The organism is Priestia sp. YIM B13491 (assembly GCF_042787605.1).
Lineage (GTDB): Bacteria > Bacillota > Bacilli > Bacillales > Bacillaceae_H > Priestia > Priestia megaterium_E.
In genome coordinates this window covers 301762-324496 of the sequence record NZ_JBHZOR010000002.1, presented here as the reverse complement: position 1 = coordinate 324496, position 22735 = coordinate 301762, and the positions used below count along the sequence as shown (strand labels likewise).

General features: G+C 38.4%; 24 protein-coding genes and 1 riboswitch. Of the genes, 14 read left to right on the top strand and 10 right to left on the bottom strand.

Annotated features, from left to right (window positions below):
- Positions 1-104 precede the first annotated feature (104 nt).
- The 4 genes from ACFX4E_RS07835 (at position 105) to ACFX4E_RS07820 (ending at position 4372) form a co-directional block, all read left to right on the top strand.
- The gene (locus tag ACFX4E_RS07835) at positions 105-611 is read left to right on the top strand and encodes a GNAT family N-acetyltransferase (protein WP_377237602.1); all 507 of its coding nucleotides are present in this window, start codon (positions 105-107) and stop codon (positions 609-611) included.
- Between the two features lie 47 nt (positions 612-658).
- Positions 659-1813: an amidohydrolase gene (locus tag ACFX4E_RS07830; RefSeq protein WP_377237604.1), complete on the top strand. Its 1155-nt coding sequence runs from the start codon at positions 659-661 to the stop codon at positions 1811-1813.
- 63 nt (positions 1814-1876) lie between these two features.
- Positions 1877-1978: riboswitch (SAM riboswitch) on the top strand.
- A gap of 68 nt (positions 1979-2046) precedes the next feature.
- The gene (locus tag ACFX4E_RS07825; RefSeq protein ID WP_028414204.1) at positions 2047-2289 is read left to right on the top strand and encodes a hypothetical protein; all 243 of its coding nucleotides are present in this window, start codon (positions 2047-2049) and stop codon (positions 2287-2289) included.
- A 469-nt stretch (positions 2290-2758) separates the two neighbouring features.
- Positions 2759-4372: a M20/M25/M40 family metallo-hydrolase gene (locus ACFX4E_RS07820; RefSeq protein ID WP_377237606.1), complete on the top strand. Its 1614-nt coding sequence runs from the start codon at positions 2759-2761 to the stop codon at positions 4370-4372.
- Positions 4373-4390: 18 nt separating this feature from the next.
- Here the strand turns inward: ACFX4E_RS07820 and ACFX4E_RS07815 are convergent, their stop codons facing one another.
- A complete protein-coding gene (locus tag ACFX4E_RS07815) occupies positions 4391-5188 on the bottom strand; it encodes a VOC family protein (protein ID WP_098333628.1) in 798 nt (265 codons plus the stop codon).
- Positions 5189-5335: 147 nt separating this feature from the next.
- Positions 5336-5719, bottom strand: a complete 384-nt coding sequence (locus ACFX4E_RS07810) for a CotG/ExsB N-terminal domain-containing protein (protein ID WP_377257926.1) — start codon at positions 5717-5719, stop codon at positions 5336-5338.
- Between the two features lie 113 nt (positions 5720-5832).
- Between ACFX4E_RS07810 and ACFX4E_RS07805 the strand changes: the two genes are divergently transcribed.
- Positions 5833-6279 (top strand): GNAT family N-acetyltransferase, encoded by a 447-nt coding sequence (locus tag ACFX4E_RS07805; protein ID WP_377237612.1) that lies wholly within the window; start codon positions 5833-5835, stop codon positions 6277-6279.
- Positions 6280-6324: 45 nt separating this feature from the next.
- Here the strand turns inward: ACFX4E_RS07805 and ACFX4E_RS07800 are convergent, their stop codons facing one another.
- Both ACFX4E_RS07800 and ACFX4E_RS07795 read right to left on the bottom strand, forming a co-directional pair.
- Positions 6325-6555: a hypothetical protein gene (locus ACFX4E_RS07800; protein WP_034275570.1), complete on the bottom strand. Its 231-nt coding sequence runs from the start codon at positions 6553-6555 to the stop codon at positions 6325-6327.
- Between the two features lie 23 nt (positions 6556-6578).
- Complete coding sequence (locus tag ACFX4E_RS07795; RefSeq protein WP_028407856.1) at positions 6579-7748, bottom strand: MFS transporter; 1170 nt, start codon at positions 7746-7748, stop codon at positions 6579-6581.
- A 165-nt stretch (positions 7749-7913) separates the two neighbouring features.
- Between ACFX4E_RS07795 and ACFX4E_RS07790 the strand changes: the two genes are divergently transcribed.
- A complete protein-coding gene (locus ACFX4E_RS07790) occupies positions 7914-8117 on the top strand; it encodes a hypothetical protein (protein WP_231504471.1) in 204 nt (67 codons plus the stop codon).
- Between the two features lie 31 nt (positions 8118-8148).
- Here ACFX4E_RS07790 and ACFX4E_RS07785 read toward each other — a convergent pair whose 3' ends face one another.
- From ACFX4E_RS07785 to ACFX4E_RS07775, 3 genes are all read right to left on the bottom strand, one after another.
- A complete protein-coding gene (locus tag ACFX4E_RS07785) occupies positions 8149-9450 on the bottom strand; it encodes an NCS2 family permease (RefSeq protein WP_013055916.1) in 1302 nt (433 codons plus the stop codon).
- Between the two features lie 219 nt (positions 9451-9669).
- A complete protein-coding gene (locus ACFX4E_RS07780) occupies positions 9670-10620 on the bottom strand; it encodes a sensor histidine kinase (protein WP_336095562.1) in 951 nt (316 codons plus the stop codon).
- Positions 10621-10637: 17 nt separating this feature from the next.
- Positions 10638-11336, bottom strand: a complete 699-nt coding sequence (locus ACFX4E_RS07775) for a LytR/AlgR family response regulator transcription factor (protein ID WP_098248418.1) — start codon at positions 11334-11336, stop codon at positions 10638-10640.
- 175 nt (positions 11337-11511) lie between these two features.
- Here ACFX4E_RS07775 and ACFX4E_RS07770 point away from each other — a divergent pair, with 175 nt between their 5' ends.
- The 7 genes from ACFX4E_RS07770 (at position 11512) to msrA (ending at position 16633) form a co-directional block, all read left to right on the top strand.
- Positions 11512-12249 carry an ABC transporter ATP-binding protein gene (locus ACFX4E_RS07770; protein WP_098333623.1) on the top strand — a complete coding sequence of 246 codons (738 nt, stop codon included), beginning with the start codon at positions 11512-11514 and terminating at the stop codon, positions 12247-12249.
- A gap of 1 nt (position 12250) precedes the next feature.
- On the top strand, positions 12251-13417 hold the full coding sequence (locus tag ACFX4E_RS07765; RefSeq protein ID WP_377237615.1) for an ABC transporter permease: 1167 nt from the start codon (positions 12251-12253) through the stop codon (positions 13415-13417).
- A 114-nt stretch (positions 13418-13531) separates the two neighbouring features.
- Entirely contained in the window at positions 13532-13666 is a 135-nt protein-coding gene (locus ACFX4E_RS07760; RefSeq protein WP_255257676.1) for a hypothetical protein, read from the top strand.
- Positions 13667-13771: 105 nt separating this feature from the next.
- Complete coding sequence (locus tag ACFX4E_RS07755; RefSeq protein WP_377254000.1) at positions 13772-14248, top strand: hypothetical protein; 477 nt, start codon at positions 13772-13774, stop codon at positions 14246-14248.
- A 137-nt stretch (positions 14249-14385) separates the two neighbouring features.
- A complete protein-coding gene (locus tag ACFX4E_RS07750; protein ID WP_028407862.1) occupies positions 14386-14886 on the top strand; it encodes a MerR family transcriptional regulator in 501 nt (166 codons plus the stop codon).
- Positions 14887-15088: 202 nt separating this feature from the next.
- Positions 15089-15517, top strand: a complete 429-nt coding sequence (locus tag ACFX4E_RS07745) for a MarR family winged helix-turn-helix transcriptional regulator (RefSeq protein WP_028407863.1) — start codon at positions 15089-15091, stop codon at positions 15515-15517.
- Between the two features lie 153 nt (positions 15518-15670).
- Positions 15671-16633: a peptide-methionine (S)-S-oxide reductase MsrA gene (msrA, locus tag ACFX4E_RS07740; RefSeq protein ID WP_377257923.1), complete on the top strand. Its 963-nt coding sequence runs from the start codon at positions 15671-15673 to the stop codon at positions 16631-16633.
- A 25-nt stretch (positions 16634-16658) separates the two neighbouring features.
- Here the strand turns inward: msrA and ACFX4E_RS07735 are convergent, their stop codons facing one another.
- From ACFX4E_RS07735 to ACFX4E_RS07725, 3 genes are read right to left on the bottom strand one after another with little or no spacing between them, the layout of a single operon-like run.
- Entirely contained in the window at positions 16659-17783 is a 1125-nt protein-coding gene (locus ACFX4E_RS07735) for a GerAB/ArcD/ProY family transporter (protein ID WP_377257920.1), read from the bottom strand.
- 12 nt (positions 17784-17795) lie between these two features.
- A complete protein-coding gene (locus ACFX4E_RS07730) occupies positions 17796-18881 on the bottom strand; it encodes a Ger(x)C family spore germination protein (RefSeq protein ID WP_377237620.1) in 1086 nt (361 codons plus the stop codon).
- 14 nt (positions 18882-18895) lie between these two features.
- On the bottom strand, positions 18896-20416 hold the full coding sequence (locus ACFX4E_RS07725) for a spore germination protein (protein ID WP_221832901.1): 1521 nt from the start codon (positions 20414-20416) through the stop codon (positions 18896-18898).
- Positions 20417-20618: 202 nt separating this feature from the next.
- Here ACFX4E_RS07725 and ACFX4E_RS07720 point away from each other — a divergent pair, with 202 nt between their 5' ends.
- On the top strand, positions 20619-22274 hold the full coding sequence (locus tag ACFX4E_RS07720; protein WP_377237622.1) for an alkaline phosphatase: 1656 nt from the start codon (positions 20619-20621) through the stop codon (positions 22272-22274).
- Positions 22275-22735: the final 461 nt, after the last annotated feature.

The following is a 22735-nucleotide window of genomic DNA, read 5'->3' as shown; positions in this document are numbered from 1 at the left end:
AAAGCAGTTGTATAGTGAGGCAAGGCGGCAGTCTGTCTTTTTTAATTCTTAGTAAACTTATAAGTTAAATAAAATATTTAAGCACTACATAAGGAGACGAAGAGATGAAAAATGAATTCCGTTTGGCAACAAATGACGACGCAGATAACTTATTGAACTTAACTCTACAAGCATATAAGCCTATTCGAGAGCTAGGTATTCCTTTCTTAGCAGCTACTGCTGATCTTGCTCTTGTTAAGAAAAATATTTCTCAAAACCTTTGCTATGTATATGAAGAAGAGAAAAGAATCGCTGCTACTGTGTCGATACGAATGCCTTGGGGAGAACATCCAGGTCCGTTTGCTGTTCCGCATCTTTGGTGGTTTGCAGTAGACCCGTTGTTTACCAGGAAAGGTGTTGGATCTAAGCTGCTGCATCGAGTAGAAGAAGAGGTAATAAAAAATACGTTTAAATCACCAGGTGTGTCTTTAGGAACAGCAAAAGAACATCCTTGGTTAGTTGAAATGTATGAACGAAAAGGATATGTTCAAGCTAAAGAAAAGCACCTTGCAGAAGACTATACGACCGTATTTCTTTATAAAAAATTCAATGAGGTACACTCTTTGTCGTAAAAGATAGAGAAGTTCTCCAAATTAAGAAATGTGAAAGAGTGATAAATATGACAGATCAATTACTACTAAATGAGCTAATAGACATACGCCGTGAGCTGCACCGGTTTCCAGAGCTTTCAATGAAAGAATATGAAACAACTAAACGTATTAAAAAGTGGTTAAAGCACTATGATATTTCTACAGCGGATACATTCCAATTAGACGTAGGAGCAGTAGCAGAAATTGTGGGAGGAAAGCCGGGACCTACTATCGCTATTCGAGCTGATATTGATGCGCTGCCAATTGAAGAAAAGACCAATCTGCCATTTGCTTCTGAAGTGAACGGTGTGATGCACGCGTGCGGCCATGATTTTCATACGGCTTCTATAATCGGAGCAGCTATCCTTCTTAAAGAGCGTCAGCAGGAGCTTTGCGGCACGGTTCGATTTATCTTTCAGCCAGCTGAAGAAACGGCTTCTGGGGCAAAAATGCTAGTTGAAAAAGGTGTGCTCGAAGGAGTGGAAGCGATATTTGGGATGCATAACAAACCGGATCTTCCTGTAGGAACCATTGGTATCAAACCGGGACCTTTAATGGCAAGTGTTGATCGTTTTGAAATTGACGTCAAAGGAGTAGGAGGTCACGCGGGTATTCCTGAAAAAACAATAGATCCGATTGCTGCTGCTGGTCAAATTGTTACTAGTTTACAAACCATTGTCAGCCGTAATCTCAGCCCCTTTCAAAATGTTGTTGTCAGCATAACTCAAATCCATGGAGGGAGCTCGTGGAACGTCATTCCTGACAAAGTAACGCTTGAAGGAACGGTGCGTACCTTTCAAGAAGAAGCAAGAGAAAAAATACCGGCTCTTATGAAACGAACTGCTGAAGGGATTGGGGCAGCTTTCGGGGCTTCAGTAGACGTTAAATGGTATCCATATCTTCCTGTAGTGAACAATGATGATACGCTGGAAAAACTGGCTACTAAAGCGGCAGAGGATCTTAGTTACCAAGTCGTAGAAGCTGAACAATCGCCTGGAGGAGAAGACTTTGCCGTATATCAGCAGCATGTACCAGGATTTTTTGTATGGATGGGTACAGCTGGAGAATATGAATGGCACCATCCTTCTTTTTCATTAAATGAAGAGGCATTGCTTGTAGCAGCTTCTTATTTTGCTAATCTCAGCTTTCATTTTTTGAATTCATTCCATTACCAAAAAAATTAAAATATTTTTATTTTTCTATTTACGCGGATGAAATTGTTTGATAAAATAAATTTTAAATTAAAAAAGTTATCACGAGTGGACGAGAGATCTGGCTCTTTGACTCCACAGCAACCTACGAATGTAAGGTGCTCCTACCAGCAAAGCATGTGCTTTGGGTGATAAAACGGGTGAAAAACTCATTTTGCATCAAAGCAAAATGAGTTTTTTTTATTTTTCTAAAAGGAGAGGGTTTTATGAGTCATACAGCAGTTGCAGCACATACAGGAGAGAAAGCATTAAAGGAAGCAGTGAAATTATTAGGAAAGCATTATCAAGTAGCTTATCGTGAGTTAGAAACATTTTATGAAATTGTGGTCGAAAACCATGTTCGTACATATGCTGTAGGCATAGATATTAAAGATGTACAAAAAGCAAATGAACTAGAAATTTATTCATCATGCTGTTCCAAGCTTGAGCGAGTAGGCTGTCTTTTATAGAAAAAGTCTGCTCGCGCCTCTATTTTTTAAGTGGTTTTAAATAGAAAGCATGGTTTTTGACAAGCAAAGAATCTGGTGGGTATAATCAATACTCACTAGGTTTTAAAATTGATTGTAAATTGTCGAAATTTTTACGCAAATTAAAGGTTACATTCGAAATGAATTGTGGTATGTTATAAAACAAGAATATTTTATGAAAGGAGCATTGAAATGGAAATGTCTCTTGAACACGGAAACGATGCAGGAAGCGAACAGCTTATTGATCGTATCCTAGACTTTTTAGAAGATGACCAAAAGTAAAAAAAGAGTGTGCGGTGCTATCCCTAGCCGCGCACTCTTTTTTTATCATGTGTGTAAAGGCAGCGCCATACTATGATACATAGGGATAGAATGAAAGGGTCTCTGTCAAAGGGATTGACGAATGGTTTTGTTTGATAGAAAATTTAGAAAAAGGAAAGAGATGAAGGGTATGTCGAACAAAACATCTTTGTATCAAACAAAAGAACAGTTAAAAAAACTTGTAAGCGAATTGGTTTCTATACCTAGCGTGACAGGAACGATGGCAGAAGTTGAAATGGCTGAATCGATAGCGTCGTATTTATTGAAGCTGCCTTACTTTCAAAAAAACGAGCAAGTCGAGCTTCATTCAACAGGAGACGGGCGATCGATTGTCACAGCTTTTGTTCAAGGGGAAAATACGAATAAAACAGTTGTACTCGTAAGTCATTACGATGTAGTGGATGTACAAGATTATGGACAGTGGAAAAAGGATGCTTTTCACGCTGATACATTAACGAGTACTTTTTATAACCATATGGAACAAGTTCCGGCGCACGTACAAAAAGATATGATAAAAGGAGACTGGCTTTTTGGCCGAGGAACGATGGACATGAAAGCAGGCATTGCCCTGCATATCAGTATGGTTGAACGAGCATGCAACGGAGAGTTTGACGGAAACATCCTGCTGCTGTCGGTACCGGATGAAGAAGTAAATTCGCTTGGGATGAGAAAAGCAGTGCCTGTTCTTTTAGAACTTGCCCGCAAACATCAGCTGGATTTTTCTCTCATGCTAAATGCAGAACCGGTGTTCAGCCGCTATCCTGGAGATCAAACGAACTATGTGTACTCAGGATCAATTGGGAAGATCATGCCAAGCTTTTTGTGTTATGGAAAAGAAACTCATGTAGGGGAACCGCTAGCTGGTTTAAATGCTAATTTACTAGCTTCTTATTTAACAAAAGAAATAGAATTAAACGTTGATTTTTGCGAAAAAGTAAGAGATGAAACGAGTCCACCTCCTACGGTGCTGATACAAAAAGATTTAAAAGAAGAGTATTCAGTTCAAGTTCCGCACTCTGCCGTTGTCTTATTTAATTTATTTATGTTAAACCGCTCTCTTAAAGAAGTAACAGATCTGCTGTTGAAATCGGCTGACAAAGCGGCTTTGAATGTAAAAAAACATTATAATAAAGCCGTTAGGCAGTACGCTGCGGGAATGGAGAGTTCATCTCTTGACGTGAACGTATGGACGTATGAAGAACTTTATACTCATGCAGTCAAACAGCACGGTGAAAAATATGTGCAAGAAATGGAAGCAGCACTTTTGGCACAAGAGGAGGATGACAGAAATAAAACCATTAACTTAGTAAACTCTTTAGCTGGTTTATGTAAAGAAGCAGCTCCGATGATGGTCTTATTTTTTACGCCGCCTTTTTATCCGGCCGTTTGTTCACATGATGACCCCTTTGTACAAGAGATTTTGTCAAACGTACAGGCAACTGCCAAAGAGCAGTTCCAAGTGGAGCTAGTTGAACAAAGTTATTTTGGCGGAATTTCGGATTTAAGCTATGCCAGCCTGCAGCATCCGCTTCATACATTTAACACGTTAGTAGCCAATATGCCGCTATGGAATAAAGGGTATCATATCCCGCTAGAAGAGCTAGAGGAGCTGAAGATGCCGGTGCTGAACATTGGACCGCTGGGAAGAGATGCGCATCAATGGACCGAAAGATTAGACGTTCAGTATTCCTTTGAAATTTTGCCTCATTTCATTTATCAAGCTATAAAAGAAGCGCAGAAATAAACATCCGCCTGCGGATGTTTATTTGTTGAATTTAAAAGAAGCTCCTTGTACGGTAATTTGTTGCGGTGTTAGAGCGTGATCCAATTCAACCAAAAATGGACGCTCTCCAACTTTTTTTAATGTATCATGGACAACACCTTGTGTTCCGCTGCAAAAAATAAGGTTTCCTCCATTGACATATAGTTTTTGACAACGTGCATCAAGCAAAGAGTCTTTGTAGCTTTCACCAGACTGAACGTCCAGCAGTTTCGTCCACTTGCTGATGGATTCTTCGAGGTTATGTACAGCACAGTAAATATTTTTTAGCTGCAGCTGACCAGCTTGGTGAGAAGAAAGATCTGCTAGCTTTGGCTTGCGTTTTTCTTCTGGTTCACCCCATTCAATAAAAAAAGGAAGAGGCAGGGAATCGTGATCAGCTTCAATAAAACACATTTTCCATTGAAGTCTTTCTCCATCATTGGTTTGGCGAGAACCCGCTACAGGACCTTTTACAGTGACGTTCTTGTTTTCCAGCTCTTTTATCAGCAAATCCATATCATCTGTACGAAGTGCAAATCGGCCAAAATGACCAACCGGTGTATGTTCGTTAACAAGCTGCTGAATAAGGTCATTATCTGTAACGTTTTGAGCTAACGCGATATCTCTAAGCCCAAGCCATTCAATATAGCTGAGGTTAAAATAAGCCAACGTGTTAAAAGTGCCCCATTTTTCATGGATGCCGCCTTTAATGACATGTATTCCGTATTCGTTTAGTTCTTTCTGAGCTTTAATAGGGTCAGGTGAAAAATGAACAAGATGATCAAAAGATAAGTGCATGGATAGGCCTCCTTTTAAAAGAGATTCTTTCCCATTATTATACGTTGTTTTCCTTTTCAAGAGGAGTAAAACGAATGATTATGTAAAATGAAAATCTTAAAAAAAGCAAGCCGCGTATGTTTTAAACTCGACTTGCTTTAGATTTAGTTAGCGACGACAGCCATGCCCCTTATAGCAGCATCCAAATGATTTATTAAACCATGGATATGAGCAGCAAGGTGAACCGCAGCGACAGCGGCGACGGCTAGAACGGTGAGTAGAACGATGAGTAGAACGGCGAGTAGAACGGCGAGTAGTGCGGCGAGTAGTGCGACGAGTAGTGCGGCGAGTAGAACGGCGAGTAGTGCGACGAGTAGTGCGGCGAGTAGAACGGCGAGTAGAACGGCGAGTAGAACGGCGAGTAGTGCGGCGAGTAGAACGACGACGAGAGCGCCTGTGAAGAGCAGTTGGCTCTTGGTACATAAATGTTTCAAGCTCAGTAGAAGCAATCGCTTCTGTTGCTTCTCTAATTCTTTCAGCAGTGATATGCATATAAACACCTCCTGGCTAATTCGGTACATAATACAATATGTACAAGGAAGGCGTTTGGATATAGTGAAAACATGGAATTTGTCTAAATTTGTGAAAGAAATGGAGTGGTTTTCATGCTTCAAATCCTCGAACATCAAAGAGTGGATATCGCTCTTCAAATAGTAGCTGTACAAATAGAAGCTTATCAAGAAGAAGCAAGGCTCATTGGTTTTTCAGATATTCCTCAGCTTACAGAAAGCAAAGAAGATATTATGAAAAGCAAGGAAGTGTTTATCGGAGAAATGATTGAAGGTAAGCTAGCAGGAGTGCTGTCGTTTGAAATAGAAAATGAGCGATTAACGATTTGCCGCCTTGTTGTGCGTCCTCATTACTTTCGGAAAGGAATCGGAAGCCGTCTTTTAACACATGTACTTCAAAGATATTCAAAATGTGAATGTATGGTGTCTACAGCCGAAAAAAATACACCTGCGATTAAGCTATACGAAGCTCATCAGTTTTTAATTATAAAACGTACTGCAGCTGCTGATAATCTTGTGTTAGTAACGATGAAAAGAGATTGAGACATAGCTAAATTAATCCAAAGAACAATAAATGAACCACATGAGCTAGTAGAAATCGGCTGTTGATTTTCCTGCAAGACTTCGCTTTCCGCGGGCGGGCGCTGCGCCTTCTCGTCGCTTCCGCTCCTGCGGGGTCTCCTCTCTTCCGCTTATCCCGAAGGAGTCTCCGTCTTGCTGTTCAATCAACACAGCTAGCATACTCATAACAATAAAAAAATCCGAACGCGTTGGATTCTCCAGCAAGAATCTCGATTCATCGTTCGGATCTTCTTTCAACTAAAATAATATTGTCCCAGCCTCTACGATGAGAGTGTTTGCTCAGAATAATCTAGAGCTGTATGGCGCTGAATCAGCAGTAAAGCAGCTAAAGTGACAACCGCTCCAATAATAAAAGGCAGCGTCATATTGAGTTTAAAGGCAAATGCACCAAGCAGAGGCCCAAAAATACGCCCTAAGCTATCCATTGAGGCGGTTAACCCCGAAGCAGAGCCATATCCTACTTTGGTTCTCATTGTAATTAATGAGAGGACACAAGGACGAATAAGGGCATTACCTGCTGTAAATATGCACAAAAATAAGGTAGCATTAACGGCACTAGAAGATAACAAAATAGACGTAAATCCTATTGCTGAAACCAATAAGCCAATGGCCATCAGCTTTTTTTCATTTCCTTTTTTAAATCGCTGCAGCACACCGCCTTGAATCAGCGCTTGAGTTAAACCGCTCGCCATAAACATCCATCCGATTGTCGTAGGAGTAGCATTGATTTTCGCTATTTGAAAAAATTGAAAAGTAGCTTCTAAACCAGCGAGCGTAAAAGTCGCTAAAAATGAAAGAACATATAAATACTTCATAGCTCCTTGAAAATCTGACGTGAAGTCATGCCATCTCGATGTCTGTACTTTATCAGCAGATTCTTTTCGTAAAGATTCTTTTAACGTAAAGAATGAGAACGCTGTCATAATCAGTGACAAGATACCAGAGATAACGAAGGGGAAAAACAAGCCGAAAGATGAAAGGACGCCGCCTAATGCCGGTCCAAAAATAAAGCCTAAGCCAATCGACATTCCTAACAGTCCCATTGCTTTCGTGCGGTTTTCTTCATCTGTACTATCAGAAGCATATGCAAAAGCACAAGGAATAACAGCTCCTGCGAACAAACCTCCGATGATGCGCGACGTATACATTAAAGTCAGAGAGTTTTCTGCCACCGAAAAAAGAAAAAAGCTTGCGCTAAAGCCGAGTAAGCCCCAAAGTAAGATGGGACGCCGGCCTTTTATATCGGAAAGCTTCCCCCAAAAAGGTGCAGTAATAAAAGATGCGATCGAATAGCTAGCCATTAGTATTCCTAAATTGACCGTGCTTGCACCCGTGGCACGAATAACTTCAGGTACGATGGGGATGATCACTCCAAAGCCGACAAATACCATAAAAATAACAAACATTAATGTTCCAAGCTGTTTGTTCATATGCAATTAAGCCCCTTTCTCTGTAGAACATGCCGTGAGTTTAGTATACCAAATACAAAGAAGTTTTTTACGTATATTTGGTAAAAAACGTTTTATTTACAAATGGATAACTATGTTAATATTTACCTGTTGCGCTGAGGATGATACAATTAAAAGGAAAGGGACGTGAAGCGATTGCCAATATGGATTGTATTTGCTGGGATCATAGGCGGTCTTTTAGGATTTGGGGCGCTAGTGGACTATATAGCTAAAAAGAGAAGTATCGAGTTAGATCCAGCAGAAGGAATAAAGAATGCTTCTGATGCAGAACAAATCTATGTGGAAAATTATCTTTATCAAACAAAAGAAAATAACAATCACTTTCAATAAAAAAAGCTTGGAGAGAAATCTCCAAGCTTTTTTAATGCGGTAAAAAGATGAGCTGATAGAGAAATAAAACAGCAAAGACATACACAAGCGGATGAACTTGTTTGCCTTTTCCTTTTACCAGCTTCATTAACGGATAAGAAATGAAGCCAAGCGCAATTCCTGTTGCAATACTTGATGTAAGAGGCATCGCTAGAACAACTAAAAAGGCAGGGAACGCTTCATCAAAGTCATTCCAATTAATTTTAGCTACAGCACCCATCATCAAGCTTCCGACAATAATTAATGCAGGTGAAGTAATAGCTGCTACGCCAGAAACCGAGCTTACAACCGGACTAAAGAACGCTGCAACAATAAATAAAATGGCTACCGTCACACCTGTTAGACCTGTACGTCCGCCTGCTGCTACACCAGATGAAGATTCAACGTAAGCCGTTGTTGGGCTTGTACCAAATAAAGCTCCAATCGTTGTACCAAATGAGTCAGCAAGCAATGCTTGACGTACGCGAGGCATCTTATTACCTTTCATAAGACCGGCCTGTTGAGCTACTCCTACCATTGTACCTGTTGTATCAAAAATTGTAACAAGTAAGAAAGAAAAAACAACTGTGTACAGATCATGATGAATAACATCTCCAAAAGCAGCAAAAGGATTTGAAATCATTAAGCCGTCTGGAAGGTGAGGGGAAGCAAACAAACCTTTATCAAATGAAAGCTGTCCTCTAAAGAAAGCAATTAATCCGGTAATAATCATACCGAAGAATAAAGCGCCGTTTACATTTAGCGTATATAAAATGATTGTAATCGCAAGTCCGATCAGTGTTAAAACTACTTTTTCAGACTGCAAATCACCAAGTCCAATTAAATTTGACTTATTTGCAACAATAATACCGGCTGAACGAAGCCCGATAAAAGCAATAAATAAACCGATACCAGCACTAATCGCGTGCTTTAAATTGTTTGGAATAGCTTCAATTAATTTTTCACGAAACGATGTTAACGATAGGATGATAAAGATAATACCCGCTACGAATACAGCTGAAAAAGCAGTAGCATAGTCGATGCTTCCATTTGAACCAACAACTAAAGCAGCAAAGTACGCATTCATTCCCATACCGGGAGCAATAGCAATTGGGTAGTTAGCTGCAAGAGCCATCCATAGCGTAGCTACGACTGCTGAAATAATAGTAGCTGTAAATACTTGATCAAAAGGAACGCCGGCGCTGGACAAAATAACTGGGTTCACAATGACGATATAAATCATGGTTAAAAACGTTGTAATACCAGCTAAAATCTCCGTTTTAGCATCCGTGTTATATTCTTTTAACTTAAACATAAGTAACCTCCAAAAATAACGAACATTAAAAGCAACATGATATATAATATTCGTTTTTTACTTGAAATGCAATAGATTTGCATATAAAAAATCAAAAACTGAAAAAGTGACGATAAAAGAGCTAAAACAAGTGTGAAATATTTCTTTTTTTCGGTGCTTTTTATAGTGTGTGCGTATAGAAGAGGCTCATACGAAAAAAAGCCGCTTGGGCTGCAGCGGCTATGTTGCTTGTTTTGAGGCAACGACTATTGGAAATTTTATTTTAATGGAAAGAGTTAAATCGTGATACGTATATTCCAAGCGTCCGTGGTAGTTGGAAACAAGTTCAGAAATGATCCACGTGCCAAGGCCTTCGTGGCGTTCTTTCTTTTCTGTAACATGAAAAGAAGTAAACAAGTGATCTTGACGTTCTCGTGATAAAGCAGCGGTAGAATTGCTGACTTCTAAAATGTAAATGCCGCTTCGAATCATACTCGAAACGGTTATCTCCTTTTTCTCAGAAGAATGAGCGGCTTCTAAAGCATTATGCAGTAAATTCATGATGAGATTCATTTGGTCAAGGTGGTTTAAAGGCAGCTGTGATAACGGTGAATCTAATTGAACATTCATATGTATTCCCCACGTATGTGCTTGATTCTTGCTTTGATGGACAACAGAAGCAACGTGCGAATGTTCACCTTGAATATATGAATGGGTATCATTCAGAGCTTCAACGTAATCTTGAATATACTCTTGTGCCTGCTGTCTTTGATTTGTTTCTAAAAGATAGGATACGGCACTGACATGTTTAATAAAATCATGTCTTTCAGCCCTTAACGCTTGAAAAAGCTCATTGTTTTTTTGAATTTCACGTGAAGCACTGCTTTCCCGGTTGGTTACAAATATGTATTGTTGATAAGAAGAAAACATGTCGGTCATGTAACCAATCATTGCGATAACGGTTAAGCTAACACTAAAAGGTGAAGATAGGCTAAATAAAAGCAGGAAAAAAGCCGTCAGTACGATTGCTTTTTTTATAGTTAGTGAAGGAGCCGTTTGATATTTCTTTCTCCATATAAAAAATGAACCAATTATAAAAGAACTAAGTAGGAGATGTAAACTAACAGGCAGGTCTTTAAAAAAGAGGAGCACGAAAACAGTTAGTAAAACTAATGTGTAAAATAGTTTCATTTTAGATAGTCCCTCCTTTAAAAGTATTCTTTTTGCAAGATGTCTAAATTTGGTTTCGTGATTAAAGCTGTTTTTTCGGTGCTTTGAAACATCACTGAGTAGGAGTGCTTAGTATACAGGGAGAAATTTTGAACATAGGAAATGTTGATAATAAAAGCTCGATGCGACCTTAGAAAATGACTCGCTGTTAATTCTTTTTCAATTTCGTTTAATGATTGATAGGTACTAAATTCTCCATTTGTCGTTATGATTGTGGTAGAGCGACCCGTTCGTTCTGCAAATATAATATCTTGTTTGTTCAGCACTTGCATTTCGGTTTTTTGTTTTAAAATAAGCTTATCTCTTGTGTCAGTTGATTGTTTTTTTTGATGAAAACGCTGAATGCCTTTTAACAGACGCTCTTTAGAATAAGGCTTCATAATATAGTCTAAAACGTTGAGTTCAAATGCATGAACGGCAAAGCCGCTGTGCCCAGTGACAAAAATGACTTGAATATCAAGTGCGTAAGCATTGATAAAGTCTGCAAGCTCATAACCTGATAGCTTTGGCATTTCAATATCTGTAATTAATAAATCAATTTGATTTTTTTTAATTTCGTTATAAGCTTCCTCCGCGCTGCTAGTCGAAAAAAGGATGTCTATATCATCTTCTCTTTCTAAAGAAATCCTCAATTTCTCTAAATCATATGAATGATCGTCCACTAATCCTACCTTCATAAATAAAAACCCTCTTTGTTTCATTCTATTGGATATTACCACACTATTTTACCATGATTTACAAGATAGAAAGGACGTTTCGCGACATAAAAAACCCTCTTTATGACAAGATGGAAGATGCTGTATGAAAAATAAGCTAAGATATAGTCAATCACGGTAAAAGGGGAGAGCGGATATGATTGAAATCAAAGGTGTGACGAAATATTTTAAAGAGAAAAAGCAAACAATTGCGGCTGTTCAAGATATTCATGTAACCATCGCACAAGGAGAAATTGTAGGGCTATTAGGTGAAAATGGAGCAGGGAAAACAACTCTTTTACGTATGCTGTCGACTGTACTTGAACCATCGGAAGGTAATATGTTTATTCACGGAATTAACATTCATAAACAGCCCGATAAAATAAAACAAAGAATCGGCGTGCTTTTTGGCGGTGAAACAGGCTTATACGACCGTTTGACCGCTCGTGAAAACTTAGCTTATTTTGCTAAGTTTTATGGCATGAGCAAACATGAAACAAAGATAAGGATTGAGGAACTGGCCAAACGTTTTGGAATGAAAGACTACTTGGATCGCCGCGTCGGAGGCTTTTCAAAAGGAATGCGTCAAAAAGTAGCCATTGCACGCACTATTCTTCATAACCCGGACGTTATCCTATTTGATGAGCCGACTACAGGATTAGATATTACATCAGCAAACATGTTTCGTGAGCTTATTAAAAGTCTGCAAAGAGAAGGAAAAACGATTATTTTTTCCAGTCACATTATGGAAGAAGTGGAGATGCTGTGTCAGTCTATCATCATGATTCATAAAGGGAAAATGATTTATCAAGGAACAAACGAACAGCTGTATAAAGAAGAGGAAAGCACAGACTTAAACTATATCTTTATGTCGCGTATCGTGAGGGGGGCTTAATATGATTTGGCATATTTATAAAAAAGAGTTAATTGATTGTTTGCGAGATCGAAAGACGATTATCTTTAGTGTGTTGATTCCGATTTTGTTAAATATAGGGATGCTGTTTTTTGTAGATAGAATGATGTCTAGTGATCAATCTGATGGTATGTCTATAGCTGTTGAGAAAGGCTCAGATACAAGTGTAGTGGAATGGTTAAAGAAAGATAGAAACCTTCAAGTTGTGGAAAGCGAAGATCCACTTCAAACAGTAGAAAAAGGCAAAGCATTAGTAGCTTTAAAAGTTGACAAGAAATTTTCCGATAAAATTCTCCATATGCAATCTCCAGATGTGACGATTTATACAAGTCCAAGTAGTGTAGAATCTTCAGGGGCGACAGAGTACGTTACAAATATACTAAACAAACAGAGAGAAGGCATCGTAAAAGAACGTTTAAATCAATTAAATATTAATAATCAAACGATTGAGCCCTTTCATGTAATTGAACAAAGTGTTTCAAAAGAAGATACCAGTTCACTATACATGGTAGCAATTTATGCCCCCCTAATTATTATTATAGGTATATTAGGAGGTATCTTGCCTTCTGCTAATGATATTTTTGCAGGAGAAAAAGAGCGAAAAACGATGGAAGCTCTACTCATGGCTCCTGTTAAACGACTACATTTACTAGTAGGGAAATGGTTCACTATTTCTACATTTGGTGTCTTAAGCGGAGTTCTTTCTACTATTTCATTTGTGCTTTTTGTACGCTACTTTACCGTGACGTTAAATGATGCCTTGAATCTAACCAATCACCTCGTTGCTTTTGGCGTTTCATTACTAGTAGCTATCACTTTATTTGCTTTATTAGCAGGACTAATTCTTTGTATCTTTAGTCTCTTAGCAAGCTCCGTTAAAGAAGCGCAAAGCTATACATCACAAATCATTACGGTAGCGATGCTTCCATATTTCCTAATGATGGGGAAATCTGTAAACGAGCTGCAGTCAAGTACCTTTTTAATTCCTATTTATAACGTATTTGCACTTATGAAACAGCTTCTCTATGGTGTCTATGACATGCAGAGTCTTGTGTATACAGCAGGAAGCTTGTCGGTTTGCATTATTGTTTTATTTACGATTGGTTACACGATGTTTACCAAAAGCCGCTGGGTGCTTGGTAAAGGGTAAGAGACTGGGCAAAAGTAATTTAGTTGAAGAGAAATCCGAACGAGTAATCGTTCGGATTGTTTTATTGGAATGGTGAACGTAGGTTTCAAGTAGGTAGTTAGCTGCTTCTAGCTGTTGATTGGAGGGAAAGCCGGAGACTCCTGCGGGAAAAGCGGAACAGGTGAGACCTCACAGGAGCGGAAGCGACAAGGAGGCTCACCGGCCACCCGCGGAAAGCGAAGTCTTCCACGGAAATCAACAGCGGCGTAACAAGCGCCTCATAATAGCTCATTTACCCCAGTTGTTTGTCTCTAGATTCAATTGATTTCGTTATATCTCAACTTTTTTGTAGGGAAATAGAAATTAAAAGAGAATATGGAAAGAAAGGAGAGTGAAACAGCTGCATCTTATTATATGCATCCTATTATAGTAGAAGAAATTTCTCATTCGATAAAAAAGTATGTAAAGCAAATCGAAAAAGTGACGTTTCCAAAGCAAGGATGTACCTCGGATGTTGGTATCCTTCATACGGCTAAAGGAAAGTATGTTTTAAAGCGGACAAAAGGGGGGAAGTACAGAAAATGGTTATATAGGGAATATTATGTATTAGAAAATATACGGGCACTGGCGGACTTTCAAAGCCCGAGTGCTTACAAATTTGTTCAAACAGCTGTTATTGGCTGGAGCGGAGGAACCTGCGGAGACGCTCGTTATGATATGGCGCTTGCTGTGCGCTTTGAAGACGGAATTTTTACAGATAAAGAGCGCGCGTCTTTTTTTAAGGGATATGGCAAGGGGATTTCACCGCACGAATTTTGTTATTTTGCAGAAGGATTGTACGAGTTTTTCTAAGTAATAATGACATCATTTTCTTCATTTGTTGAACGTCCACTTTCTTTGACGAATTCATACTAGTTTTGTCACGTATGAAGGGATTTAAAAATTTCTCTCGAAATGGCTAGTAAATGAAAAAAATGGAGGGATGGAACATGACGATGAAAACGGTAGATGTGGCAAAAGCGCTGGGAATACATCCAAGTACGGTACTAAAGTGGGTCAAAATGGCGGATATCGAGCTAGAGAGAAATGAATCGGGACACTGTGAGTTTACAGAAGAAAACATTGAAGCACTTAGAAACTTTCAAAAAAACCGCAATCGTCAAGCCGTCGTCAAAGTGGTAGAAAAAGTAGTAGAAAAAGAGGAAGTCGTTATATCTGATGAACGTGCGCAAGACATGCAAAAGCAGCTTGATCAGCTTTTTTTAAGGTTGATTGAAAATGAAAAGCGTACAGAAGAAAAAGCGGGAGAAGTAGTGACGTTTCAAATTTTAGAGCATCGTTCAGAAATCGATCGATTAAATAAAGTTATTACGAAATTAGAAAATCGAGTAGTGGAACTTGAAAGTCAGTTAAAAAGTGAAGATAGCTTAAAAGGTAAAAAGCCTGTTCCGAGATGGAGAAGCTTTTTAACCGGTATTTTTAGCTACTAGCAGCGATTTACCATAACGGTAAATCGCTTTTTTTATGGAATTTTATGAAAAATACATCAATTTGTACAGGTTTGTGGAAAAAAATCTCAATAATAGTTGACGAAACGCTTAGTAATTTGATAAAACTAATTAAGTTAAGAAAGTGAAATACTTTCGTAAATACATATTCGTTATCATGCGATAGCGATAAGGAGAGTGACAAGTGAAAAAAAGAGAAGAGCTCGTTCAAGAAATGGAGACGCTGTTTCGCTTTGTGTTCAGACAGCTTCGCCAAGAAATTAATGAAGTATACAATTCAGAGCTATCAACAAATGAATTTATGGTGCTTCGCATGCTGGTTGATTCCGGCAGGCAGCGATCAACTGATTTATCAAAGTATCTTCAAGTGTCAGCAAGCCACATTACGGCGGTAACAGACTTGCTTTTGTCAAAAGGCTACATTGCACGCAAACGGTCTGAAAACGATCGGCGTATTATTGATATCGAACTGACCAAGGAAGGACAGGATATTTTTAATGCTATTCAAGAGAAGAAACGAGCCTATTTCCTTGAGCGTTTTGAGCACTTTACAGATAAAGAAATTGAAACGATGAATAAACTGTTTCACAAAATTAAAGGCGATCAAAAATAAAGCGCTTTAAATACGGAAGAATAATCAGTGAATATGGCCTTCACTGATTATTTTTTTGTCTTAAAACGCAAAGAGTATAAAAGGCAAGTTAGTTGGTGAGAACATCAAATCAGCGTATAATAATAGAAAGAACACATGAAGGAGGTCATCTTTTTGACAGAACAATATGAAGTAGCAACTTTTGCCGGCGGCTGTTTTTGGTGTATGGTGAAGCCTTTTGATGAACAGCCAGGCATTATAAAAGTTGTATCTGGCTATACAGGCGGTCACAAAGAGAACCCGACGTACAAAGAAGTATGCTCAGAAACAACGGGCCACTATGAAGCGGTCCAAATTACATTTGACCCAGAAGTTTTTCCATATGAAATGCTTTTGGAACTATACTGGCCTCAAATTGATCCAACGGATGCAGGCGGACAATTTGCGGATCGAGGCGATTCATATCGAACAGCCATCTTTTATCACAATGAACATCAAAAGGCACTAGCTGAAGAATCCAAACAACAATTAGAAGCAAGCGGTCGTTTTTCTGAGCCAATTGCTACACAAATTCTACCGGCAAAACCGTTTTATGAAGCCGAAGAATACCATCAAGGTTACTATAAGAAAAATAAATTCCGCTATGCTATGTATCGACGAGGATCTGGACGCGATCGTTTTATTAAAGAAAACTGGAAAGATTTTGGCCGCGACGAGCAGCTGAAAACGACATTAACGCCTATTCAATATGAAGTTACTCAAAATGACGCAACGGAACCTCCGTTTCGCAATGAATTTTGGGATCATACAGAAGATGGTATTTATGTAGATATCGTATCAGGAGAGCCGTTGTTTAGTTCAACTGATAAGTATGATGCCGGATGCGGATGGCCGTCTTTCACAAAAGCGATTAATAAAGATGAAGTAAAGGAAAACATGGACGTTAGTCATAATATGGTTCGTACAGAAGTACGAAGCAAAACGGCTAACTCTCATTTAGGTCATTTATTTGATGATGGTCCGCAAGATGCAGGCGGCTTGCGTTACTGCATCAACTCAGCAGCTCTTCGCTTTGTTCCGAAGGAAGATTTAGAAAAAGAAGGATACGGGGAATACGCTGTTTTATTTAATAAATAAAATAATATGAAAAAAAGAGCGTGATTCAACTTAAAGTTGGCTCACGCTCTTCTTTTTGTGCTTTCTTTTGTTTTATTTTAGCTCGAATGAGGCTATAGAGAAAAAGGAAAGGAATGTAGCCATAAATAAAGTAAAAGCCGGTCATGGATAATCGTGTATTAAGCTGATCGATGGTTTCCCGATCATCAAAGAAAATAGAAAAACCAAGAAGGGCAATAAGAACTAATATAAGAAAAAGCGTAGGCGGCTTATTAAATGTTTTGCTAAATCCACGAATTGTACACCATACGCTGACAGCAATCGTAGGAAGAACCACTATAAGCCACAGAGCAATTAAAATATATTCAAAACGCTGTAAAAACGGAATTTCAATAATTTTGGCCATCGTTAAAGTTGGCCAGATCGTATGCATTAACTGTCCCTGGCTAAAGTAAGCAAATGACACTAATGCTGTGCACAAGTATAAAAAAGCACTGAACAAAATTCCAAGTTGACCCCATTTTTGGCTAGTAGCTCCATTTTTTATAAAAGGATAGAAAAAAAGCACGGATTCAAATCCTAAATTCTCAAAAGTCATCATTTTAGTTGAAATTAAAAATTCCCATATGGTGTGATCAAACAAAGGAAATAAATTATTAAGGTGTCCGTATTTTAATGGATAAATCAATGCGAATACGAGCGGCAAGGGAAGCATAACCCCAAAAAAAGCAATTCCAGTAATCACACGAAATCCACCGGAAACTGTATAGTAAATAATAGGTAAGTAAACAAGTGATACAATCCATGTTTCCAGCTGTGGAAACATCCATATTTGTAAAATTTCTACGTACGTCCGGTAAATGGTTAAAGCAAAAATAAAATAATAAGCCGATGCCGCAAGAGTTAAAGCTCCTCCAAGGTATTTACCAAAGTATAACCGGTGAATATCGACAATATCGCTGTTTTCACGGGTTAAGATATTAAAAATCATCGCTAATAAAATACAGACGCTGATCGCAGCAAGGAAGATAGATATCCAAGCTTCATATCCAGCTCCTTTAATAATATAACGCTGAAATCCTAGTATTCCAACACCAATTTGTGTAGAGTGGACTAAGAAAAAAAGAAAAGAAGGGGAAACTTGATTTTCTTCTTTAATTGTATTGTGCATCTTTTCTTCCTCCTAGTTGCTAATACCGGTTTGAATAAGGTGAACGCGAGCTTTTACTTCAATATTCATATCCGGATATTGCGCTTTGAATTTTTCACTGTTAAACCCTCGCGTTTTACTTCGAACATAATCTGTAAAACAAATGGGGTCGATTTTGTGCCGCTGAAGCTTCTTAATAAAGGTATCCCCATCTTTTTCAATATCTTTTTGAAGCGTTTTTTCAACCATTTTAATACTAGCCGGGTCTGTTAAATCTATCCATCCAGGAAACTCTTTTACAAGTCCGTCGATAGTTAAGTGCGCAACAATACTTGGATGCTGATGATTTCCTTTAATTTCATACTTTGTTTTGGTGCGCAAGTTTTGCAGTATAATTTCGCCTTTGCGGTCACTTTCTTTAATTTTTACTGAGTAGCGGCCGTGCTTTGTTCCGCTTGTTAGCAGCTTAAATAAAAACGTTTCTTTCATTCCGATGGTTGTAACGACTTTTTGTTTTTTAAAAAGCGCCAGTCCCTTTAATTTAATAGCATCTTTTTCTTGAGCTAAAACAGGAAGGTACGGGTCGCGGTCATCGCTAAAAAAACTGAATAAAAAAATTTGTAAATTGGTGTTAGGCAAATTTTCTGTTCGGATATTTTGTTCAATCAAATTAGAAATAAACTGATAGTCCTTGATTTTCTTTTTTGTAACGGAGCTCAATAATTCATGTGCGTTGCCATCTGCAATGCTTAATTTAATATTACGTCCAAGGTCTGGATTCCTAGCAATTGTATTTACTAATTCATCCACGCCATGTGTTGCAAATTTTTTTCCCATGACGATGCTTCTCAGCTGCCCAAAAGCGACCGGAAGAGATGATTTATTGTTTAAGCGGAGTGGAATATCAAATGATGAATTAGCAGTAGCCGCAATAATACTAGGTTCTTCTGTTGGCCCGTACTTATAGATAGGGTATAAAATAGTTCCTCTGACTTTATTGCTTTGAGGAATATAATCATATCCTATGGAGTTAACTACTTGAATTTCGTCAATTGTTTCACGGTCTGCACAGCTCGTTAAAAAAGTAAGGCAAGTGCATAAAATAAGTATTCTCTTCATGACGTTTCCCCGCTTTACTCATTATCTAAATTACTTTTTCGTTTAGTCTTGTTCGCTTTATTAGGGTTATAGCGAAAGCGTTCTAAAGGACGCAAGTAGCTTGGTCGCTTGGCCGTATGACTATAGGGCAATCGCAGAAAGGTATCCCTATACTCTGTTGGGCGAAACGGAAAAAGCGGAACAAGATAAGGCATGCCCAAAGATTTTAAACGAAGCAAGTGAACCAGCAAGAAGCAAAAGCCAAAGGTGATGCCGACTAAGCCAAACGCAGTAGCAAACAAAATAAATGGAAAACGTAGCAGCCGGATCGTGTTAGACATTTTAAAAATAGGCGTTGTAAAAGAGGCTAAAGCTGTCAGTGAAACAATAATAAGCAAAATATTGCTTGTTAACGCCGCTTCGACTGTTGCTTGCCCAATAACAATCCCGCCTACGATTCCCAGTGTTTGCCCTACTTTTGTTGGAAGTCTGGCCCCGGCTTCGCGAAGCAGTTCAATGGTGATTTCTAAAAAAAGTACTTCGATGACCGGTGGAAAAGGAACGTTTGTCCTTGAAAAGATAATAGGCCCCAGAAGATCTTTTGGAAGCATCTCATAATGATACGTAACAATGGCTACATAAAGAGGCGTAGCAAAAATAGAGAAAAAGACGCCTAAAATACGGATAACTCGGAAAAACGATCCTAGAACCCACGGTAAATAGTAGTCTTCAGGTGAAATAAAGAAGTCAAGCAGCGTTGACGGCCCCGTAACTGCGTAGGGTGAACCGCTTGAGAAAAAGGCAGCTTGCCCGTTTAACAGACTGAACAAGACCCGGTCGATCCGCTCTGTTGTTAAAAACAGAGGAAACGCCGTAGAAGAATTATCGGAAATTAATTGATCAAGCATTGTACTATCAAAAATGACGTCGAAATCTATATCTTCCAGGCGCTGCGTCATAGTGTCTACGTGCTGAGGGTTCGTTACGCCTTCTAAGTAAACAAGAACGACACGCGTTTTTGATTTATTTCCTACGGTGAGTTCTTTAAAAATAAGGTTTTCGGAAATGACCGTTTTTCTCATTAAATAGAGATTGACATCTAAATCTTCTACAAAACCAATTTTAGGACCAACAACACTGAACTCATTTTCGGTTTCATTTTCTTTTCGAAACCCTGTATCAAAGCTTTGAACTTTAATAAGCGCTACTAGCTTATCGTCTTTATGTAATTGAAACATTACGTAGCCGCGCAGCATCTTTTCTAAAATTTCTTTTGTATCTTTTGTAACGGAAATATCTTCAATCGGCAGAACGTTTTCGACTTCATATACACTGCTTAACGTGAAGTCTAGTTTTTGAAAAGGCTCAAGTATTTTATCTTCAACACTTTGCATGTTTACAAGTTGCTTAAAATACGTAATGATGTATTTTCGATGCTGCGAACCAATGGCTAATGTTGTGAAATCACTTGATTTTTTAAATTGTTTAATCAGTTCATCCAATGTTTTTTTGGGCTGATCGTCTGCATTCTTTTTTTTAAATAAATGTTTAAACATAACCGTGCCCCTCGCATGACTTTCTATTACTGGTAGTTTGTTCATGTACTTCCTTTTTATTCGACTATTTTTTCTCAAGAAGAAAGGAAGAATATAAAGACAAACTTTACACTCTTTTACAGTGGATAAACAGTGGATTTACGTTTGAATGGTAACTTTAGACATGTCGAAGATAATGAAATAAAGGAGCGGGTACATTTATATGAAGAAAAAATTAGCAGGTATTACACTGGCAGGAGCAGTAGCATTGGCCTCGTTTGGTGTAGGAAACTCACTTATTCAAACGGAAGCAAAAGTGGAGCATAAGTCAGCTAAGAAGCCTCAAAATGTCATTATGATGGTAATGGACGGGACGAGTTCAAATGCTACTACACTCGCAAGATGGTACAAGGGAAAACCGTTACATATGGATCAGCTGATGGCTGGGGGAGTACGTGCGTATTCGGCAGAATCTGCTATTACAGATTCCGCTCCGGCAGCTACTGCTTTAGCAACGGGAAATAAATCAAATTCAGGCTATGTAGGGGTGCTGCCTTCGGTAGTGAATACGCCTGGGGTTAAACCCGTAGAAAAAGAAGATCAATTTCGTCCCGTAGCAAACGTTCTAGAAGGAGCAAAGCTTTCAGGGCGCGCGACGGGAATTGTGGCTACTTCTGAAATCCAGCACGCTACACCAGCTGGTTTTTCAGCCCACAACTATAGCCGTGATGATTTTCAAACGCTAGCGGAGCAGCAAGTGTATCAAAACATTGATGTAGTGCTTGGAGGAGGCAAGCAATCTCTTCTTCCAGGAAAAGAAGAAAAAAGCCGGAAAGACGGTGAAAACTTAGTCGATGTTTTGAATACAAGAGGATATGACTTTGTAGAAAATAAAAAGGAATTAGAGCAGTCACGCGCCAAAAAAATCTGGGGGAGCTTCGCCGACCGTGACTTAGCGTATGATATGGACCGACCGCAGACAAAAGCAGAACAGCCAAAGTTGTCCCAGATGACAAATAAAGCAATAACAACACTATCCAAAGATAAAGACGGTTTTTTCTTATTTGTTGAAGGAAGCAAAACGGATTGGGCAGCTCATGCGAATGATCCAGTAGGAATGATTAGCGATGTATTAGCGTTTGATGAGGCAGTAGGCAAAGCAGTAGAGTTCGCTGAAAAAGATGGAAATACGATGGTTATTGCGATTGCTGATCACGGAAACAGCGGTCTTTCAATCGGTAATGCAAATACAACAAAAGGATACGATACCACACCTGTTTCTGCTTATATTGATCCGTTAAAAAAAGCAAAAATGACGTTAGAAGGTGCTACGTCTAAATTAAAAGAAGATTTATCAAATAAAGAAGAAGTGGCTGCTTTGTATGGTTTGTCCAATCTAACTTCAGAGGAAAAAGCGCAGCTGACTAAAGCAAGAGATAAAAAAGAAATCAGTGCTGCACTATCGAAGTTATTAGCCAACCGAGCAAACCTTGGATTCACAACGGGCGGTCATACGGGGGAGGATGTATTTCTGTATTCGTACGGCGTAAATCGACCAACAGGGCACTTTGATAATACGGATATTGCCAAACATATGGCTAAATCAATGAATATTAACTTAAACAAGTTAACAAATGAATTATTTATTGAGGCAAATAAAGCTTTTAAAGGCTCAAAGGTAGCGGTTGACTCAAAAGACAAAAACAACCCTGTGCTGGTTGTTACAAACAATAAGCGAACGGTGCGTTTCCCAGTAAACAAAAATATTGCTATTGTAAACGGAAAAGAAATTCAAATGGACAGCGTGGTGGTACAGGATAAAAAGAATCGCTTTTTTGTATCGAAACAAGCACAGCAAATTGTAAAAAATGAAAAATAAGAAATGAATACAAAACAGGCCGGGTTATAACTTTAGGCCTGTTTTTTTACAAATAATAGATGGTTAATTAGGTTATGCAGCCTTTATAGAGGAATGAAGCTATTTATTTTACAAATAAATAGCTTTGAACACTTAAAGAAATGGAAAGTCTTCACGTTTAACTATATGTGATTTGTACTATGAAATGGTATAATAATCATAGTTTTAAAAGGAACTAGTTCGGAATACATATGTAAGTTCATACCTTTGTATGCTAGAATTTTTATAATAAAATGAATAAAAAATACATAAATTCTTTTGGCTGAAATCACAAAGTCATGGTTATTAAGGACAATATGTAAGTAATTACCTTGAATAAAAAGTAAAAAATGAATAAAAGTATGGGTGAAAGAGCGTAGAACATGTTTTAATAGTAAGAGAAAACAAAATGATTGAAAAAAGCGTGTCGTCTTTATCGAAAA

Coding starts and splice junctions, on each gene's coding strand:
- ACFX4E_RS07770 (WP_098333623.1), top strand. CDS start 11,512: ATGATTGAAATCAAAGGTGTGACGAAATATTTTAAAGAGAAAAAGCAA.
- ACFX4E_RS07820 (WP_377237606.1), top strand. CDS start 2,759: ATGTCGAACAAAACATCTTTGTATCAAACAAAAGAACAGTTAAAAAAA.
- ACFX4E_RS07730 (WP_377237620.1), bottom strand. CDS start 18,881: ATGAAGAGAATACTTATTTTATGCACTTGCCTTACTTTTTTAACGAGC.
- ACFX4E_RS07815 (WP_098333628.1), bottom strand. CDS start 5,188: ATGCACTTATCTTTTGATCATCTTGTTCATTTTTCACCTGACCCTATT.
- ACFX4E_RS07810 (WP_377257926.1), bottom strand. CDS start 5,719: ATGCATATCACTGCTGAAAGAATTAGAGAAGCAACAGAAGCGATTGCT.
- ACFX4E_RS07755 (WP_377254000.1), top strand. CDS start 13,772: ATGGAAAGAAAGGAGAGTGAAACAGCTGCATCTTATTATATGCATCCT.
- ACFX4E_RS07735 (WP_377257920.1), bottom strand. CDS start 17,783: ATGCACAATACAATTAAAGAAGAAAATCAAGTTTCCCCTTCTTTTCTT.
- ACFX4E_RS07750 (WP_028407862.1), top strand. CDS start 14,386: ATGACGATGAAAACGGTAGATGTGGCAAAAGCGCTGGGAATACATCCA.
- ACFX4E_RS07830 (WP_377237604.1), top strand. CDS start 659: ATGACAGATCAATTACTACTAAATGAGCTAATAGACATACGCCGTGAG.
- ACFX4E_RS07835 (WP_377237602.1), top strand. CDS start 105: ATGAAAAATGAATTCCGTTTGGCAACAAATGACGACGCAGATAACTTA.
- ACFX4E_RS07795 (WP_028407856.1), bottom strand. CDS start 7,748: ATGAACAAACAGCTTGGAACATTAATGTTTGTTATTTTTATGGTATTT.
- ACFX4E_RS07775 (WP_098248418.1), bottom strand. CDS start 11,336: ATGAAGGTAGGATTAGTGGACGATCATTCATATGATTTAGAGAAATTG.
- ACFX4E_RS07720 (WP_377237622.1), top strand. CDS start 20,619: ATGAAGAAAAAATTAGCAGGTATTACACTGGCAGGAGCAGTAGCATTG.
- ACFX4E_RS07780 (WP_336095562.1), bottom strand. CDS start 10,620: ATGAAACTATTTTACACATTAGTTTTACTAACTGTTTTCGTGCTCCTC.
- ACFX4E_RS07725 (WP_221832901.1), bottom strand. CDS start 20,416: ATGTTTAAACATTTATTTAAAAAAAAGAATGCAGACGATCAGCCCAAA.
- ACFX4E_RS07765 (WP_377237615.1), top strand. CDS start 12,251: ATGATTTGGCATATTTATAAAAAAGAGTTAATTGATTGTTTGCGAGAT.
- ACFX4E_RS07805 (WP_377237612.1), top strand. CDS start 5,833: ATGCTTCAAATCCTCGAACATCAAAGAGTGGATATCGCTCTTCAAATA.
- ACFX4E_RS07785 (WP_013055916.1), bottom strand. CDS start 9,450: ATGTTTAAGTTAAAAGAATATAACACGGATGCTAAAACGGAGATTTTA.
- ACFX4E_RS07825 (WP_028414204.1), top strand. CDS start 2,047: ATGAGTCATACAGCAGTTGCAGCACATACAGGAGAGAAAGCATTAAAG.